The organism is Pseudomonas sp. S04, assembly GCF_009834545.1.
Lineage (GTDB): Bacteria > Pseudomonadota > Gammaproteobacteria > Pseudomonadales > Pseudomonadaceae > Aquipseudomonas.
The window spans coordinates 3,632,322-3,649,349 of the sequence record NZ_CP019427.1 but is presented as its reverse complement, the minus strand read 5'-3'; the positions used below and the strand labels follow the sequence as shown (position 1 = coordinate 3,649,349).

The following is a 17,028-nucleotide window of genomic DNA, read 5'->3' as shown; positions in this document are numbered from 1 at the left end:
CAAGGCGCGGCTAAAAGAAGCAGGCCAAGATTTTTTCGCGGCGTGTCACGCCAAGGGAAGGCCGCCTTCACCCACCTGTGCAATCCGCCAATTGCGATCGCGCCCTGGATTGGCTTAATATACGAAACGTATACATTTCATATTGAGTGGCGCCATGGGTATCGTAAAAATTTCCGAAGGCATGCATGAGAACCTGCGTGTCGCCAGTGATGCGCTCAGTCGCTCGATCAACGCCCAGGCCGAGCACTGGATGCGTATCGGCATGTTGAGTGAGTTGCATCCCAACCTCGACCACAGCGATATCTGCCGTTTGCTGATTCGTGCCGAACAGGCCGGTGGCCTCGACTTGAACCAACTGTGCGCACCGGCGGACCAGGCCTTGAGCCCGGCAGTGCGGGCGGTCGGGGGGACCTCGCGATGAGTGCGAAAGTCCCGCTCAATACCCCGGCACAGATCGCCCAGTCGCGTACGGCCGGGATGCTCGCTGCCGAAGTGCTGGCGATGATCACCCCGCACGTCAAGGCGGGGGTCACCACCGATCAACTGGATAAAATCTGCCACGACTACATCGTCAACGTGCAGCAAGCCATTCCCGGCAACGTCGGTTATCACGGCTTCCCGAAAACCGTATGCACCTCGGTCAACCAGGTGGTCTGCCATGGCATTCCCTCGGGCAAGGCCCTGCAGGACGGCGACATCCTCAACATCGACATCGCGGTGGTCAAGGACGGCTGGTACGGCGACACCAGCCGCATGTACTTCGTCGGCGAACCCAGCGCGGACGCCCGACGCCTGGTCGAGACCACCTATGAAGCCATGTGTGCGGGGATCCGCACCGTGCGCCCGGGCTCGACCCTGGGCGACATCGGTCATGCGATCCAAACCGTGGCCCACCGCGAGGGCTACAGCGTGGTGCGCGAGTACTGCGGCCACGGTATCGGCAAGGTCTATCACGACGAGCCGCAGGTGCTGCACTACGGCCATCCCGGCCAGGGCCTGATCCTCAAGCCGGGGATGATCTTCACCATCGAGCCGATGCTCAACGCTGGCAAACCCCACACCCGCACCCTGGGCGATCGCTGGACGGTGGTGACCAAGGATCACTCACTTTCGGCGCAGTGGGAGCACATGGTGGCGGTAACCGCCGATGGCTTCGAGGTGCTGAGCCCCTGGCCGGACACCCCGGCCGGGTTTGCCCCGATTGTTTGATCGCGGGGCCTGGCGCTCAGAAAAGCCCGTGCGTGGCTGGCGGGCTTGGCTAGACTTCAGGATCGAGCCCTGACCTGATCCGAGTTGCCCATGACCCTTGAACTGCTGCGCGCCGATGCTTCCCGTGTGGATCAAGTTGCCGGCCTGTTCGATGCCTACCGAGGTTTCTACGGCCAGCCAGCGAACCTGCCTCAATCGCGGCAGTTCCTCGCCGAGCGCCTGGCCCGCGACGAGTCGGTGATCTTCTATGTGCAGGATGCGTCCGGCCAGGCGCTGGGTTTCGTGCAGCTGTACCCCAGTTTTTCCTCGATCGATGCCCATCGCACCTGGCTGCTCAGCGACCTGTTCACCGCCTCCCAGGCCCGCGGGCGCGGAGTAGGGAGCTTGTTGATGAACGCCGCCCGGGAGTTCGCCGTGGCCACCGGGGCCAAGGGCTTGGTCCTGGAAACCGCCACGGACAACCATATCGCGCAGCGCCTCTACGAGTCGCTGGGCTACGTCCGCGACCCGGGCTACTACACCTATTGCCTGGACCTGAAATAACCCGGCACCGGGCCCATCCGGCACTGCGCTACTCGCTCAAGGCCTCCATGGTGGTAACCAAAATCCGGATGCATACCTTCACTCAGCCTGCCGATGGGGCAGGTGGATCAAGATCAAGAGCTGCAGGCGAGCTAACGCTCGGCCTGTTGAGTGGCAAGGGCGGGCGAGGCGGCCTACCGACCTGCTTTTCCCTGGTGTATGAATCTCCCCTGTGGGAGCGGGCTTGCCCGCGATGGGGCCATCCCGGATTACCGCAATCTATGGGCACGCCGTAAATCCTGTGGGAGCGAGCCTGCTCGCGATGGTCGTCAACGATGCCGCACACTGCCTGATGCACCGCGCCGTCCTTGCGATTATCGCTGGCAAGCCAGCTCCCACAGGTCCCTGCATATACCGGACACTGTGGAGCGGGTGCCCGCTTGCGGCTTGCTCGCGATGGGGCCATCCCGGGTTGCTGCAATCTATGGGCACGCCGTAAATCCTGTGGGAGCGAGCTTGCTCGCGATGGTCGTCAACGATACCGCACACTGCCTGGATGAACGAAGTGACCAAAAAATGCGTGCTGCCTTAGCCTCAGAACGCTTGGACCAGGATTATGGCACCGCTATACCCATTCCCTAGTCACCTCGCTTCCCTCCACCAGGCCAGCTAGAAGCGATTTGGCGTAGACTGCGGCGAGCACATTCTCTTGCCTGTCCGAGATGGATCCTCCATGCACAACCCGGTTTCGCCGCGCCCCCTCTGGAAAACCTACCTGCTGTTCCTCGCCCCGATGGTGCTTTCGAATTTCCTGCAGTCGATGTCGGGCACGGTCAACAGTATTTACATCGGTCAAATGCTTGGTACCCAGGCGCTGGCGGCGGTGTCCGGGATGTTCCCCATCGTGTTTTTCTTCATTGCCCTGGTGATCGGCCTGGGCGCCGGCGCCGGGGTGTTGATTGGGCAGGCCTGGGGCGCGCGTGAGCCGGCGATGGTCAAGGCCATCGCCGGCACCACGCTGCTGCTGGGAGCGCTGATCGGCCTGGTCGCGGCGCTGCTCGGCAGTGTGTTCGCCCGGCAGGCATTGCAGGGCTTGGGCACCCCGGCGGACGTGCTGGAGGATGCGGTCGCCTACGCCCGCGTGATGATGTGGACCATGCCGCTGCTGTTGGTGTTTGTGCTGTTCACCCAGTTGTTGCGCGGGGTCAGCGATACGTTGTCGCCGCTGTTGGCGCTGGTGGTCTCGACCTGCATTGGCCTGTTGCTGACGCCGGCGTTGATTCGCGGCTGGTTCGGCTTGCCCGAGATGGGGATTCAGAGTGCGGCGTGGGCCGGGCTGGCGGGTAACCTGGCGGCGATGCTGTGGTTGGTCTGGCACTTGAACCGCAAGGCTCATGTGCTGGCCCCGGATCGTGCGTTGCTGGCCGCGATGCGCCTGGACCGGGTGATCCTGGCCAAGGTGCTGCGGATCGGCTTGCCCACGGGGCTGCAGATGGTGGTGATTTCACTGTCCGAACTGGTGATCCTGGCGCTGGTCAACCAGCACGGCTCCCAGGCCACGGCGGCGTACGGCGCGGTCACGCAGATCGTCAACTACGTGCAGTTTCCCGCGCTGTCGATCGCCATCACCGCCTCGATCCTCGGGGCCCAGGCCATTGGTGCCGGACGCGTCGAGCGCATTGGCCCGATCCTGCGCACGGGCCTGTTGATCAACGTCGGGTTGACTGGCGGCCTGGTGCTGCTGGGCTACCTGTTGTCGCACTGGCTGCTGGGGTTGTTCATCACAGAGCCGGCGACCCAGGCGCAGGCCCAGCACCTGTTGCACATCATGCTCTGGAGCATGTTGGTGTTCGGCTTCCAGTCGGTGATCGGCGGGATCATGCGGGCCAGCGGTACGGTGCTGGTGCCGGTGGCGATCTCGCTGTTTTGCATCCTCGGTGTCGAGTTGCCGGTGGCCTACCTGCTCAATGCACGTTTCGGTCTGCCTGGGGTGTGGATGGCCTTTCCAGTGGCCTACCTGAGCATGCTGGCACTGCAGACTGCCTACTACCGGCTGGTGTGGCGCCATCAGAAGATCGAACGCCTGGTGTAGGGCAAGCGCCCGTGCCGTCGTTACGGCCGGGCGGCTGTCGTTTGCGCTTACTTCGGCGCCGCGGTGGTGCGCAGATACGGCAGGTGGATGTCCAGGCTGCCGTACTTGTCCCGGGCCTGCTCATCGTTGAGCGCCAGGGCGACGATTACATCCTGTCCCGCCTGCCAATTGGCCGGAGTCGCCAGCGGTACGTTGTAGGTCAACTGCAAGGCATCCAGGGCGCGCAGCACCTCGGCAAAGTTACGCCCGACGGACATCGGGTAAGTCATCGACAACTTGAGTTTCTTGTCCGGTCCGATGATGAATACCGAGCGTACCGTGGCGGTGTCGGCGGCCGTCCGGCCATCGGGCAGGTAGGCTTCGGCGGGCAGCATGTCGAACGCCTTGGAGACAGCCAGGCCCTCGTCGGCAATGATCGGGAAGTCGGCCCTGGCGCGGCAGAAACCTTCGATGTCGGTCTTCCACTGGGTGTGCGAGTCGGCACTGTCCACGGACACGCCGATCACCTGGGTACCACGCTTGGCCCATTCGGCGGCCAGTTGCGCCACCGCGCCGAATTCGGTGGTGCATACCGGGGTGAAATCCTTGGGATGAGAAAACAGGATCGCCCAGCCCGAGCCGATCCAGTCATGGAACTGGATCGGGCCCTGGTCCGTGTCGGCGCTGAAGTCGGGGACGAGGTCGTTGATGCGCAATGCCATGGGAGTCTCCTTGAGTCGTGGGATGAGGTACAGGCCTGACTCAGCCTAGTCGGGATTTGCCGCCTGGCCCGGCAGCCGCAAACCGTTCGTCATCTCGCCCGCACCCCGGCGCATGGCCGCCTTCCAACGAGTACGGCCCAGGCTTTCTGGACCTCAATCGGTGAGGTGACTATGTCTACTGACTCGAGTTTCCAGGACGAACCCCTGGACGATGATCCTTCCACTGCCGACCCGGCACCGGAGGACGATCCACGGTTGTCCGATCCGCTGGCGCGTCCGGATGTGGTACCTCGCAAACGGCCTGAGGACTGGAACGAACCCAGCGAGGGCGATGGCATTCCCAGTGACAAGGATATGCCGCTGCCCAATGACTGATTACCCCTTGAACCAAACGCCTGGCGGGGCCTGGCGCCCCTCAGGCGTCTTGCATGAGGTGCACGATGATGTCGATGTTTACCCCGAATGAACCCAGCCCCAGTGATCCACCAGATCCGGCCCGGCAACACGATCCGGTGACTGACCCCAACGTCAATGGCGATCCCGATCGCCAGGATCAGGGCACTGATGTCGAGCGTCCGATGGACCCGGATGCGCCCGGCGCCAACCCCCAGGTACCACCACCTGACGAGCCGACGCCGTTGTCGGATGACCGGCGTTAAGGCGCGTGGTTTATGGCGTGCCGAACAGGCTGGTCCAGTAGATGCCGGCGTCACTTTTCGGGTCCACCGCATAGGCCGCGCCCAGCTCGCTGAATTGCGGGTTCATCAGGTTGGCGCAGTGCCCGGGGCTGGACAGCCAGCCGTCGAGCACTTTGCGCGGAGTGTCCTGGCCGGCGGCGATGTTCTCGCCCACCAGTTGGCCGCTGTAGCCGGCCAGTTCCGCGCGGTCGCCGGGGGTGCGGCCGTCGCGGTCCTTGTGATCGAAGAAATTGTTGTTGGCCATCGACCGGCTGTGATCCTGGGCGGCAGTGGCGAGCGTGGCGTTCCAGGCCAGGGGCGCGGTGGCGCTGAACGCCTGGGTGCCGCACTGGCGCGGTTGGGCGCGGGCGCTGTTGATCAACTCCAGGAGCTTCTGGCCTTCGGTTTGCCAATCCCCCAGGCGTCCACTCAATAGCGGCCGCGCCAGGACGATGCGCCATGTCGGGCCAGCGCGGCTGACCCCGATATCGACGAACTGCGGGTCGAGCACCACCTGGCAAAAACTTTCCTGCACCGCTTTCATCGCTGCCTGGGCATTGAGTGGGCCCTTGAGGGTGATCGCCTGCACGTTGACCATCGGGTACGCCGCGCGGGCCATGGCCTGTTGCAGGTCGCCCAGATTACTGTCGGGGGACAGTACCAGTCGCGGGTCGGCCGCCAGCGCAGGCAATTCGCCGGCGGCCTGGCCCGCGCAGCGCTGGATCTGGCTGCGATAGGTGTTGATCGACTCCACCAGTTGGCTTTCCTCGGTGGCCGCCGCGCTGCTGGCAAAGCCGATTGCCAGCGACAACGTGGCAAGACGCAAAATGGATGACAGGACGCGCATGGAAGTCTCCCTTGAACTGACTGGGCACATGATGCGCGATCTTGCCCCGGGTCGCGCAATGGGTTTTTACTTCGCAGCTACGCTTAAGCCTGTCAATCGGCCGCAGTGTCGACTGTTTGGGCCCGTCGCCAATCTATCAGCAGGGTGCGCTCATGCGTTGCATCTGGATGGTCAGTGGTTTGCTATTCGCGCTCCTGGGTAGCCAGGCAGTCGCGGCACAAACGGCGCAAAAACCGGCCGCGGTGGTCGAGGACAAGGCCGAGGTCCTCGAGCAGAAAGTCGTCGACAAGGCCGGGACGGCTCCGGTGCCCAAGACCCAGGCCATCACCCCCAGCGAGGTGCAGGTGGTCGATCCGGTAGGCAAGGCGCCGCTGGATGATGCCATCACCTGCCTGTCGCGGACGATCTACTGGGAGGCTAAAGGTATCTCCACGGCCGACATGGAAGCGGTGGCCAGCGTGGTGATGAACCGCCTGGGCCATGAAGGTTTTCCCGACACCGTGTGTGGCGTGGTCAAGCAGGGCGTCGAGACCCGCGCCTGCCAGTTTTCCTGGTGGTGCGACGGGCGCTCGGATCAGGTCCGGGAGGAGGGCGAGTACACCGAGGCCAAGGAGATCGCGCGCAAGGCCCTCAACCAGCAACTCAAGGACCGCACCCTGGGCGCCTTGTATTTCCATGATCGCAATGTGAAACCCGACTGGTCGCGCACGTACATCAAGACCGCCGAGACCGGTAAGTTTCTGTTCTACAAACCGCGTAATGGCACGGCGCAGTAAGGGGCCAATTTAAACGGTTTTTGCCAATGGCCGCTGCAGGCGGTAATCAAGCGGTTTTGCGGGTTCGTTGAGCGCCGCACCTGAGGTAGAATGCCGCGGCACGGAGGCTCGCGGCCTCGGGGATCATGGGCATCCGGCGTCTTCAGGCGTTGGGTGTGAGTGCCGCGAAGCGGTTGACGGGCGTATTTGAGCAAGCGGGTCTACTCTGTTTAATCACTGCGCTTGAAGTTGTATCCGAAATTAGTGTCACCCATGTAGCTGAAGCCAATGACTTACAAGAAAGTCAGCGCGGGAGGGGCCTAAACGTGAAGTCGACAGTGTTTGTCGGCCTTATATGTTCACCCACCGATCTTCCTGAGTGCGGGGTTCGTCGGCATGCGCCAGTGCATGTTGCCAGCCAGGGCGCCTCATGATCGTGAACGGGGTGAATGGCGTTCTATCCTAGGTATTACCGAATGTTAAAAAAAATGAACAAGGGGCTACTTGGCCTGGCCATGTCGATGGCCCTGATGCCTGTGCATGCAGCTGAAACCAAAAAAGTCGATGTGCTGTTGATCGGTGGCGGCATCATGAGTTCCACCCTGGGTGTCTGGCTCAACGAACTTGAGCCTGGCCTGTCGATGGAGATGGTCGAGCGTCTCGACGGCGTCGCCCTGGAAAGCTCCAACGGCTGGAACAACGCCGGTACCGGCCACTCCGCCCTGGCTGAGCTGAACTACACGCCGGAAGACAAGAACGGCAAGGTCGAAATCCCCAAGGCCATTGAAATCAATGAAGCCTTCCAGATTTCCCGTCAGTTCTGGGCCTGGCAGGTCAAGAACGGCGTCCTGAAAGATCCTCGTTCGTTCATCAACTCCACGCCGCACATGAGCTTTGTGTGGGGCGACGACAACATCAAGTTCCTCAAGAAGCGCTACGAAGCCCTGCAGGCTAGCCCGCTGTTCGCTGGCATGCAGTACTCCGAAGACCCGGCCCAGATCAAGCAATGGGTCCCGCTGATGATGGAAGGCCGTGATCCGAACCAGAAGATCGCCGCCACCTGGTCGCCCCTGGGCACCGACGTCAACTTCGGCGAGATCACCCGCCAGTTCGCCGGTTATCTGCAGACCAAGCCGAACTTCTCGCTGAAAGTGTCGAGCGAAGTCGAAGACATCGCGCGCAACGAGGACGGCACCTGGCGTGTGTCCTACAAGAACCTGAAAGACGGTAGCGAAACCCAGACCGACGCCAAGTTCGTGTTCATCGGCGCTGGCGGCGGTGCCCTGCACCTGCTGCAGAAGTCCGGTATCCCGGAAGCCAAGGAATATGCCGGTTTCCCGGTGGGTGGTTCGTTCCTGGTCACCGAGAACCCGACCATTGCCCAGCAACACCTGGCCAAGGCCTACGGCAAGGCGTCGGTTGGCGCACCGCCGATGTCGGTTCCGCACCTGGATACCCGCGTGCTGGATGGCAAGCGCGTGATCCTGTTTGGCCCATTCGCGACCTTCTCCACCAAGTTCCTCAAGGAAGGCTCGTACTTCGACCTGCTGACCAGCACCACCACCCACAACTTCTGGCCAATGACCAAGGTGGGCATTGAGCAGTACCCACTGGTTGAATACCTGGCCGGTCAGTTGATGCTGTCGGACGCCGACCGCATGAACGCCCTGAAGGAATACTTCCCGAACGCCAAGGCTGAAGACTGGCGTCTGTGGCAGGCCGGTCAGCGCGTGCAGATCATCAAGCGTGACGAAGAGAAGGGCGGCGTGCTGAAGTTGGGCACCGAGATCGTGGCTTCGCAAGACGGCAGCATCGCCGGTTTGCTGGGCGCATCGCCAGGCGCTTCGACCGCAGCACCGATCATGCTCAGCGTGCTGGAGAAGGTCTTCAAGGACAAGGTAGCGACCCCGGCCTGGCAGGAAAAACTGCACCAGATCGTGCCGAGCTACGGTACCAAGCTCAACGATGATCCAGCCCGTGTAGCCCAGGAATGGGCTTACACCAGCGAGGTCCTGCAACTGGATCCGCCGCCGGCGATCAACCCGGCCCTGGCGCCGGCTGCAACCCCGGCAGCCCCGGCCAAGCCTGTGCCGAGCAACCCAGCGGCCGACATGGCGCTGTAAGACCTTGGGCGCCCTTCAGCCCGTTTGAGGGGCGCGCAGGTTTTCAATCGATGTGAAAAAGCCCAGCTTAGTGCTGTAATGCTGTTCACTTAAGCATTTGAGCTCACGCCGGGCTTCCTAGAAAATCCGATGCCAGACCTCTGGCATCGGATTTTTTATGTCTGTTCAACAGGACCTGCTCGACCTCGACGACCTTTTTAACTTCTGCGACCTGAGCACCTTCACCCAAAACATTCCCATCGAGTGGGTAGCGTCTGCGCTCGACCTCTCCAGTCAGGCGACCATTCGCCGGCGGCGCCTGCCCGCTGATCAAGTGCTGTGGCTAGTGCTTGGCATGGCGTTATTTCGTGACGAGCCGGTTCACGAGGTGGCCAGGCGTTTGAACATCTGCGCCCAAGGCCTGGCCTCTGACCATTTGCTGGCGCGCAGTGGTGTAACCGAAGCTCGTAAACGGCTCGGCGCCGATCCTGTTGAGTGGTTGTTCCGTAAGACCGGCAACCATTGGGGCGCAGAGCGCTATGACGATGATGCCTGGCATAATTTGCAGGTTTTCGCGGTGGACGGTGCGCTTTTTCGCACCCCGGATACGCCCGAGCTTCGAGATCACTTCGGGTCGGGAAACACCCCCAGCGATCGCCAGACACCGTTTCCGATGCTGCGCCTGGTGGCGCTAATGAATGTGCGTTCGCACGTGATCCTAGATGCACAATTGAGCCCCTACCGACGCAGTGAAATGCGCCTGGCCGACGAGTTTTTGCAGCAGATTCCCGACCACTCGGTGACGCTGTTCGACAAAGGGTTCTGGGGCGCGGAGCTGCTGTTGAGCCTAAGTAGAACGGGCACCAGCCGTCATTGGTTGATCCCGGCAAAAAAGGGACTGGTCTGCGAGGAAGTGGCCCGCTACAACCAGCGCGACCGTTTGGTGCGTATGAAAGTCTCGCCACAGGCCAGAAAGCGAAATCCGACTCTTCCCTCGCACTGGGAGGTACGCGAAGTCAGCTATGAAATTCAAGGCAAAGTGAAAACCGTCATGACGTCCTTGCCGGCCAAGACCTACACCACTAAGGCTGTTGCCAAACTTTATCAGGAGCGTTGGGAGATCGAGTTGGGTTTCAGGGACATCAAGAGTTCAATGCAACAGAACGCAATGACCTTGCGCAGCAAAAAAATCGAGCTGATCTATCAGGAAGTGTGGGGGCTGTTGCTGGCTTACAACGTGATTCGCCGGGAAGCGAGCCAAGCGGCGGTGGCGTTTGGTCGAGCGCCTTCGGACATCCGTTTCAAACCGGCCTGTCAGTACATCGCCGTGCAATTGATCGTGATGGCAGCAGCCAATCCAGTTTCAGCGACAGGGAGACGCTTGGCGGAACTGAGGGCAGGTATCGGGGGATTGTTTCTGGATCACCGCCCCAGGCCTTCGAGGCCAAGGACGGTGAAGATTTCAAAGACCCGGTTCCCAGTGGACCGTAAGGCTGCTCCGCTTAAGTGAACAGCATTAAGCTTAGTGCTGGGCTTTTTTGCGTTTGGCCTGCACAAGGCTGGCAGAAAAACCGGTCCACGCTCACCAGCGCCCGCTGAGTGGGCGTCGGTCACGTATGATGGGCGCTTTAGCCGCCCGTCATTCAAGGAACCCCCATGGCACTGAGTAAACGCGAACAGGCGCACATCGAGCGGCGCCTGATCGCTACCCTGACCGAGGCTTGCGAAACGGCCAAGGCCGAGATTGTCGGCTTCTGCTGGTTGACCCACGAGGTCGACTATCAACGGTTTCCCGCCAGCCTGCGGGTGACCTGGGTGTTCGAGGCGCAGGCCCAGCTGGATCGGGCACTGGCCAGCGGTGAGGGCGAGCGCATGCTCGAGCTGACGGCAGTCGCATTGCGCGAGGCCGAGGTGGCGTTCCAGCAGATCGCGACTCACGTGCAGTTCGCCTGCGAAGCGCTGCGGGGTTGAACCATGGCCAAGGACATCGAGAACCCGTGCATCGCCGTCTGCCAGTTGAGCGGCGAGTTGTGTGTCAGCTGCGGCCGGACCAAGGACGACATCCGCCAATGGAAACGCATGAAGCGCCCGGAAAAGATGGCGGCAGTGCAACGGGCAACGCTGCGTTTGAAGAAACTAAAAAAATCCAGCTGAACTGACTACCCGCTCTTTTTGGTGGGAGAGAGTCGGGCGGCGCTCCGTCTGCCCGCGATGGTCGTCAAAGATGACGCGTACAGTCTGACACCCAGCGGCGCCCTCAGGCTTTTCGCGGGCAAGCCCGCTCCCACAGGTTCAGTGGGTGTATGCGGGATCTGCAAGCACTGCAAATTACTGTGGGAGCGGGCTTGCCCGCGATGGTCGTCAACGATGACGCGTACAATCTGATGCCCAGCGGCGCCCTCAGGCTTTTCGCGGGCAAGCCCGCTCCCACAGGTTCAGTGGGTGCATGCAGGATTTGCAAGCACCGCAAATTACTGTGGGAGCCGGCTTGCCCGCGATGGTCGTCAACGATGACGCGTACAGTCTGACACCCAGCGGCGCCCTCAGGCTTTTCGCGGGCAAGCCCGCTCCCACAGGTTCAGTGGGTGCATGCAGGATTTGCAAGCACTGCAAATTACTGTGGGAGCGGGCTTGCCCGCGATGGTCGTCAACGATGACGCGTGCAGCCTGACACCCAGCGGCGCCCTCAGGCTTTTCGCGGGCAAGCCCGCTCCCACAGGTTCAGTGGGTGCATGCGGGATCTGCAAGCACTGCAAATTACTGTGGGAGCGGGCTTGCCCGCGATGGTCGTCAACGATGACGCGTACAGTCTGACACCCAGCGGCGCCCTCAGGCTTTTCGCGGGCAAGCCCGCTCCCACAGGTTCAGTGGGTGCATGCGGGATCTGCAAGCACTGCAAATTACTGTGGGAGCGGGCTTGCCCGCGATGGTCGTCAACGATGACGCGTACAGTCTGACACCCCGCAGCGCCCACAGGTTCAGTGGGTGCATGCAGGATTTGCAAGCACTGCAAATTACTGTGGGAGCGGGCTTGCCCGCGATGGTCGTCAACGATGACGCGTACAGTCTGACACCCAGCGGCGCCCTCAGGCTTTTCGCGGGCAAGCCCGCTCCCACAGGTTCAGTGGGTGCATGCAGGATTTGCAAGCACCGCAAATAACGGTAGGAGCGGGTTTGCCCGCGATGGTCGTCAACGATGACGCGTACAGTCTGACACCCAGCGGCGCCCTCGGGCTTTTCGCGGGCAAGCCCGCTCCCACAGGTTCTGTGGGTGTATGCGGGATCTGCAAGCACTGCAAATTACTGTGGGAGCGGGCTTGCCCGCGATGGTCGTCAACGATGACGCGTACAGTCTGACACCCAGCAGCGCCCTCGGGCTTTTCGCGGGCAAGCCCGCTCCCACAGGTTCAGTGGGTGCATGCAGGATTTGCAAGCACCGCAAATTACTGTGGGAGCGGGCTTGCCCGCGATGGTCGTCAACGATGACGCGTACAGGCTGCTACCCAGCAGCGCCCTCAGGCTTTTCGCGGGCAAGCCCGCTCCCACAGGTTGAGTGGGTACATGCAAAATCTGCGAACAACTTGGTCCCTTGTCAGGGCAGCTTCTAGACCAGGTATCGATTGAACCAGGCCAGGGTTCTGCTCCAGGCCAGTTCAGCGGCTTGCTGGTCGTAGCGCGGGGTCGAGTCGTTGTGGAAGCCGTGGTTGGCGCCGGGGTAGATGTAGGCTTCATAGGTCTTGCCATTGGCCTTCAGGGCCTGCTCATAGGCTGGCCAGCCTTCGTTGATTGCCTTGTCCAGCTCGCCGTAGTGCAACAGCAGCGGTGCCTTGATCCGTGGTACATCCTTGGCGTCCGGCTGGCGGCCATAAAAGGGCACGGCCGCGGCCAGTTCCGGGTAGGCCACCGCGGCGGCATTGGACACCCCACCGCCATAACAGAAGCCGGTCATCCCGACTTTGCCGTTGCTGGCGTCGTGTTTCATCAGCCACTCGATAGCGGCGAAAAAATCGTTCATCAGCTTGGCCGGGTCGACCTTGGCCTGCAGCTCGCGACCCTTGTCATCGTTGCCCGGATAACCGCCCACCGAACTCAGGCCGTCGGGCGCCAGGGCGAGGAAGCCGGCCTTGCCCAGGCGCCGTGCGACATCCTCGATATAGGGGTTGAGCCCGCGATTCTCATGCACCACCACCACGCTTGGCAGCTTGCCGCTGGCCTTGGCCGGGCGCACCAGGTAGCCGCGAACTTCGCCATGGCCCTTGGGCGAGGGGTAAGTGACGTACTCGGCGAGAATCTGCGGGTCGGTAAAGGCCACCTGTTCGGCCAGCGCATAGTTGGGGCTCAGGGCGGCGAGCAGGGCACTGGCGTTCATGCCGGCGAAGGTGAACAACGCCGCTCGATCGAGGAACTGGCGGCGGTTGATTCGCCCATGGGCGTAGTAGTCGTAGAGTTCCAGCAGTTCAGGGGCAAAGTCTTTCGCAGTGAGACGGTTCATCTGTGCGCTCCCGTGAAAATCGTTGACGGACCCCAGCAGCAGGGGATCTCGGCGTCGCGGTGTCAGAGCAGCATAGCAGGCGTCGCCAGGGCGCAGGCTTCACGGGCGCCGTTGCTGGGGTCGCCTTCGGCCAGCATCCGGCTGAGGATTTGCCGTTCTTCTGCCCTCGGTACGATGCCGCTGGTATGGGCCTGCAACACCACAACGTCGTCTTCGTTGGTCATGGTTACTACCGCCTTGGCCCGGGCGTTGTCGGTGATTTCAGTGATGACCCAGTGGCAGGTGATGCGGTCGCCGGCATACACCGGCTTCTTGAATTCGAATGTCATGCCAGCCGCCAACCAGCCAATCTGTCCACCGATTTCGGTGAGCAGGCTGGCGGTCAGCAGGCCGTGGGACACCGGCGCCCGAAAGCCACGTGCCTCGGCGAAGCGGGCATCACAATGCACCGGGTTGTAGTCACGGGAAATCTTCGCGAAGTCCTGGATGTCGGCCTCGCTGAAGTGGCGGCTGAGGGTGAAGCTGTCGCCCACCTTCAGGCCCTGGGCGGCACGCTGTCTGAGGCTGGTCAATGAGTCGTCCTTTTATTGTAGTGATCGGCGGGGCCTATCAATAAGCGGCGGGTGGTCCTGCGTCAATGAGCAATTTCATCACCCGCACAGGTACAAGCCAGGTCGGCAGCTGCTTGCGTAGACTGCGTCGCTCAGTCAATTGCAACGGGTCTATCGCCCTTGCAGGGCATCGCCACTCTCAAGGTTCAGCAAGCCAGCTCATGGAAATCTTTCTCTACGCCTTCAGCGTCATGTACAGCCCCGGTCCGGTCAATTTCATGGCCTTGAATGCCGGGCTGGGCGGTGGTTTTCGCCGCTCCCTGGGTTCTTTTGCCGGCGTGGGCTGCGCCTTGCTGGTGCTAGAAGTTGGGAATCAGCAACGATAAAGAGTTGTATGAGTATGCAATGAGAAATGGCCTGCTGTGACCGTCAAAGGTCACGTTGGGAGCATTCGATGATGCTCGATTGAAGACTCTGTCCTACCACCATTTACGCAGGCCGGGCATCCTCTGATGTCCGGCGCTGAGGCGCAGGTTGTGGGTTCAGAACGTCGGCGTGTATTTGACGCTGAACATCAGGTTGCGCGGGTCGCCGAAGTTGTTGTTGCCATCGAGCTGGTTGTAGCCCGCCGCGTAGTAGTGTTTGTCGAACAGGTTGTTGGCGTTGAGCGCCAGGCCGATTTCCGGGCTCAGTTGATAGCCCAGGCGCGCGTTCCAGAGGGTGTAGCCCGGGACGTCATAGGTGCGCTCGTAACCCAGGGTGTGGCTTTGGCTGGTGAAGCCCAGGCCGGTGCTGACCTGGCGCCAGTCGCCGCTGAACTGGTAGTCGCTCCACACCCGCAACATATGCTTGGGCGTCCACTGGCTGAAGACTCGTCCTTCGTTGACCGGGTCGTCGAGGTACTTGGTGGTGTTGTAGGTGTAGCCGGCAAACAGTTGCAGGCCGTCCAGCACTTCGCCGCTGATCTCGGCGTCCAACCCCTGGCTGCGGACCTTACCCGAGGCCGTCGAGCAGTACCAGCCATCGCAGGCATAGCCCGCCGCGACGTCATTTACCGCGCGATTTTCCTGGTCATAACGGAACAGCGCCAGCGAGGTGTTGATCCGTCCGTCCAGCAACTCCCCCTTGAGGCCGATTTCGTAGTTGCTGCCGATCACCGGCTTGAGCACCGAGCCGCTGGCGTCGCGCTCGCTTTGCGGCTGGAACACGTCGGTGTAGCTGGTATAGACCGACCATTGCGGGTTGAGCGCGTAGATGGCGCCGAGGAAGGGTGTGACTTCGCCGGTTTCACTCATGCTACTGGGCTCATTGACCGTAACGACGTGGCTGATGGCCGCCTCGTTGGAGGCACTGTAGCGGTAGTCATACCAACTGACCCGGCTGCCAAGGATCAGGGTCAGGGGCTCGATCGGCTTGACCCGCCAAGTGCCGTACAGGCCTTTTTGTCGAATGTCGTAGCTGCTGCTGGTGCCACGCCCTCCCGGGGTGTTGAGCAGGCTTTCGTAGCTGATGGCGGGGCGCTGGTGGTTGATCGCAAAAATACTGTCGTTGCTGTCGTTGAAGGTCCGGGCGATGCGGTCATCGGAGGTGAACTTGGAGTAGTTGCCGCCGACGATGATTTCCTGGGCCATCGACAGGGCTTCGAAGCGGCCGACCAGGTTAGCGTCCAGGCCGACCTTGGTGGAGTCGAAGTCGGTGACCCAGTCGGCATATTGCACACCGCTGCCATCAAGGTTGAGGCCATCCCCGCTGCTTTGCACCCGCTGTTGGGTCGAGTCGTTGTTTTCGCTCATGCGTACCGCGCCGACCTTGGCGCTCCAGTCGTCGTTGAATCGGTGCTCAAGGTCGGCGTAGACCGTGGTGACATCGATGTGCGAGCGGTTCCACCCGGAGCCGGTGTAGGTCGAGCGCGGAACGTCCACCGGATCGCCGTTGGCGTAGCGCGGCAGGCCCCGCAGCATGGGCCGGGCGGAGGCGTCGGAATTGCTCACGGCCAGGCCCAGGGTGGTGTCGTCCTGCAGGTCGAAGTCCAGTGCCGCGTACAACGAATGGGTCTTGCTCCATTCATAGTCGATGAACGACTGGCTCTGGTCCTCGTCCGCCACCACCCGGCCGCGCACGGTGGCGCTGCTGTTCAGCGGACCACCGGCGTCCAGTTGCAGGCCGTAGTGATCCCAGGTCCCGGCCTTGGCCGTGAGGGCCACGGTCGGCGCGTTCTGGCCGCGCTTGCGTACCAGATTGATCGCACCGCCCGGGCTGCCCGCGCCCTGGAGCAGGCCCGATGCACCGCGCAGCACTTCCATGCGGTCGAAGAAGATCAGGTCCTGGGTCGCCCAGTTGCCGAGCGCGTAGGTATTGCGCGGGATTGGCACGCCGTCGTATTGCCAGTCATCGATCTGGAACCCGCGGGACGTCAGGATCATACCTTTGCCGACGCCCTGGACGCCCACCAGGCCGGTGGTCTGGTTGGCCGCATCCTTGAGGTCGGTGAGGCCCTGGTCATCCATTTGCTTGCGGGTCAGCACGCTGACCGACTGGGGGATTTCCTTGAGGCTGTGGCTGCCCTTGCCGATGGTTACCGCGCGGGCGGCGTAGGAGCCCGAATCCTCGGTGGTGGCGTCGGTGCTTTGTTCAACAATGCTGGTGAGCCCCAGTTGCAGGGCGTCCTGGCTGTCCGTGGTCGGCTCGACGCTGTAGTTGCCTTGCCCGGTCACGCGCAGTTGCAGGCCGCTGCCGGCCAGGGCCATGTGCAGGGCCTGTTCGGTGGGCATCTGGCCGATCACGGCGGGTGCCAGCTTGTCCTGTACCAGGCCAGGGTCCAGGGAAATGATCTGCCCGCTCTGGCTGGCAATGGCATTCAGCGTGCGGGCCAGCGGACCGGCCGGGAGGTTGAAGGACAGGCTCTGCGCCTGCACCAGGACAGGGCTGGCCAGGGTTGCCAGGGCAACGGCGAAGGAAAGGGCATTGGGCCACGGGTTAAACACAGCGTTCTCCTGATCGTGTGGAAGTGTCAGGAGATAGGTGGGATGAGAAATGAAAACCAGACACAAATAAGATCGATTTTCAAAAAATAATCCTGG

At 61.9% G+C, this 17,028-nt stretch carries 16 protein-coding genes and 1 pseudogene; 12 read left to right on the top strand and 5 right to left on the bottom strand.

The window, feature by feature from the left end; translation table 11 throughout:
* The first annotated feature begins 154 nt into the window (after window positions 1-154).
* From PspS04_RS16095 to PspS04_RS16080, 4 genes are all read left to right on the top strand, one after another.
* On the top strand, window positions 155-421 hold the full coding sequence (locus PspS04_RS16095; protein WP_095169903.1) for a ParD-like family protein: 267 nt from the start codon (window positions 155-157) through the stop codon (window positions 419-421).
* Window positions 418-1,209 (top strand): type I methionyl aminopeptidase, encoded by a 792-nt coding sequence (gene map / locus PspS04_RS16090; protein ID WP_159996525.1) that lies wholly within the window; start codon window positions 418-420, stop codon window positions 1,207-1,209. Before PspS04_RS16095 ends, map begins: the two co-directional genes overlap by 4 nt.
* Window positions 1,210-1,299: 90 nt before the next feature.
* Window positions 1,300-1,752, top strand: a complete 453-nt coding sequence (locus PspS04_RS16085) for a GNAT family N-acetyltransferase (protein WP_159996523.1) — start codon at window positions 1,300-1,302, stop codon at window positions 1,750-1,752.
* Between the two features lie 712 nt (window positions 1,753-2,464).
* The gene (locus PspS04_RS16080) at window positions 2,465-3,823 is read left to right on the top strand and encodes an MATE family efflux transporter (protein ID WP_159996521.1); all 1,359 of its coding nucleotides are present in this window, start codon (window positions 2,465-2,467) and stop codon (window positions 3,821-3,823) included.
* A gap of 47 nt (window positions 3,824-3,870) precedes the next feature.
* On the opposite strand, the gene PspS04_RS16075 is transcribed toward PspS04_RS16080, so the two are convergent.
* On the bottom strand, window positions 3,871-4,524 hold the full coding sequence (locus PspS04_RS16075) for a peroxiredoxin (RefSeq protein WP_095169907.1): 654 nt from the start codon (window positions 4,522-4,524) through the stop codon (window positions 3,871-3,873).
* A gap of 171 nt (window positions 4,525-4,695) precedes the next feature.
* Between PspS04_RS16075 and PspS04_RS16070 the strand changes: the two genes are divergently transcribed.
* Both PspS04_RS16070 and PspS04_RS16065 read left to right on the top strand, forming a co-directional pair.
* Entirely contained in the window at window positions 4,696-4,899 is a 204-nt protein-coding gene (locus tag PspS04_RS16070; RefSeq protein ID WP_095169908.1) for a hypothetical protein, read from the top strand.
* A gap of 68 nt (window positions 4,900-4,967) precedes the next feature.
* The gene (locus PspS04_RS16065) at window positions 4,968-5,183 is read left to right on the top strand and encodes a hypothetical protein (protein ID WP_237234923.1); all 216 of its coding nucleotides are present in this window, start codon (window positions 4,968-4,970) and stop codon (window positions 5,181-5,183) included.
* Window positions 5,184-5,193: 10 nt separating this feature from the next.
* Here the strand turns inward: PspS04_RS16065 and PspS04_RS16060 are convergent, their stop codons facing one another.
* On the bottom strand, window positions 5,194-6,048 hold the full coding sequence (locus PspS04_RS16060) for a CAP domain-containing protein (RefSeq protein ID WP_159996517.1): 855 nt from the start codon (window positions 6,046-6,048) through the stop codon (window positions 5,194-5,196).
* Between the two features lie 152 nt (window positions 6,049-6,200).
* On the opposite strand from PspS04_RS16060, the gene PspS04_RS16055 reads away from it, so the two are divergent.
* The 5 genes from PspS04_RS16055 (at window position 6,201) to PspS04_RS16035 (ending at window position 11,059) form a co-directional block, all read left to right on the top strand.
* On the top strand, window positions 6,201-6,824 hold the full coding sequence (locus PspS04_RS16055; protein ID WP_159996515.1) for a cell wall hydrolase: 624 nt from the start codon (window positions 6,201-6,203) through the stop codon (window positions 6,822-6,824).
* Between the two features lie 455 nt (window positions 6,825-7,279).
* Window positions 7,280-8,926, top strand: coding sequence for a malate dehydrogenase (quinone) (gene mqo, locus PspS04_RS16050; protein WP_095169912.1), 1,647 nt, complete (start codon window positions 7,280-7,282; stop codon window positions 8,924-8,926).
* A 157-nt stretch (window positions 8,927-9,083) separates the two neighbouring features.
* Window positions 9,084-10,415, top strand: a complete 1,332-nt coding sequence (locus tag PspS04_RS16045) for an IS4 family transposase (RefSeq protein ID WP_159993239.1) — start codon at window positions 9,084-9,086, stop codon at window positions 10,413-10,415.
* Between the two features lie 146 nt (window positions 10,416-10,561).
* Window positions 10,562-10,876, top strand: coding sequence for a hypothetical protein (locus PspS04_RS16040; RefSeq protein WP_159996513.1), 315 nt, complete (start codon window positions 10,562-10,564; stop codon window positions 10,874-10,876).
* A gap of 3 nt (window positions 10,877-10,879) precedes the next feature.
* Window positions 10,880-11,059, top strand: coding sequence for a DUF1289 domain-containing protein (locus tag PspS04_RS16035; RefSeq protein ID WP_095169917.1), 180 nt, complete (start codon window positions 10,880-10,882; stop codon window positions 11,057-11,059).
* A gap of 1,450 nt (window positions 11,060-12,509) precedes the next feature.
* On the opposite strand, the gene yghX is transcribed toward PspS04_RS16035, so the two are convergent.
* The gene (gene yghX / locus PspS04_RS16030; protein ID WP_095169065.1) at window positions 12,510-13,397 is read right to left on the bottom strand and encodes a YghX family hydrolase; all 888 of its coding nucleotides are present in this window, start codon (window positions 13,395-13,397) and stop codon (window positions 12,510-12,512) included.
* A 62-nt stretch (window positions 13,398-13,459) separates the two neighbouring features.
* On the bottom strand, window positions 13,460-13,969 hold the full coding sequence (locus PspS04_RS16025) for a MaoC family dehydratase (RefSeq protein WP_159996511.1): 510 nt from the start codon (window positions 13,967-13,969) through the stop codon (window positions 13,460-13,462).
* A 200-nt stretch (window positions 13,970-14,169) separates the two neighbouring features.
* On the opposite strand from PspS04_RS16025, the pseudogene PspS04_RS16020 reads away from it, so the two are divergent.
* Window positions 14,170-14,316: pseudogene (locus PspS04_RS16020) on the top strand (LysE family translocator); the annotation flags it as partial.
* A 174-nt stretch (window positions 14,317-14,490) separates the two neighbouring features.
* Here PspS04_RS16020 and PspS04_RS16015 read toward each other — a convergent pair.
* Entirely contained in the window at window positions 14,491-16,932 is a 2,442-nt protein-coding gene (locus PspS04_RS16015; RefSeq protein WP_159996509.1) for a TonB-dependent siderophore receptor, read from the bottom strand.
* Between the last annotated feature and the right edge of the window lie 96 nt (window positions 16,933-17,028).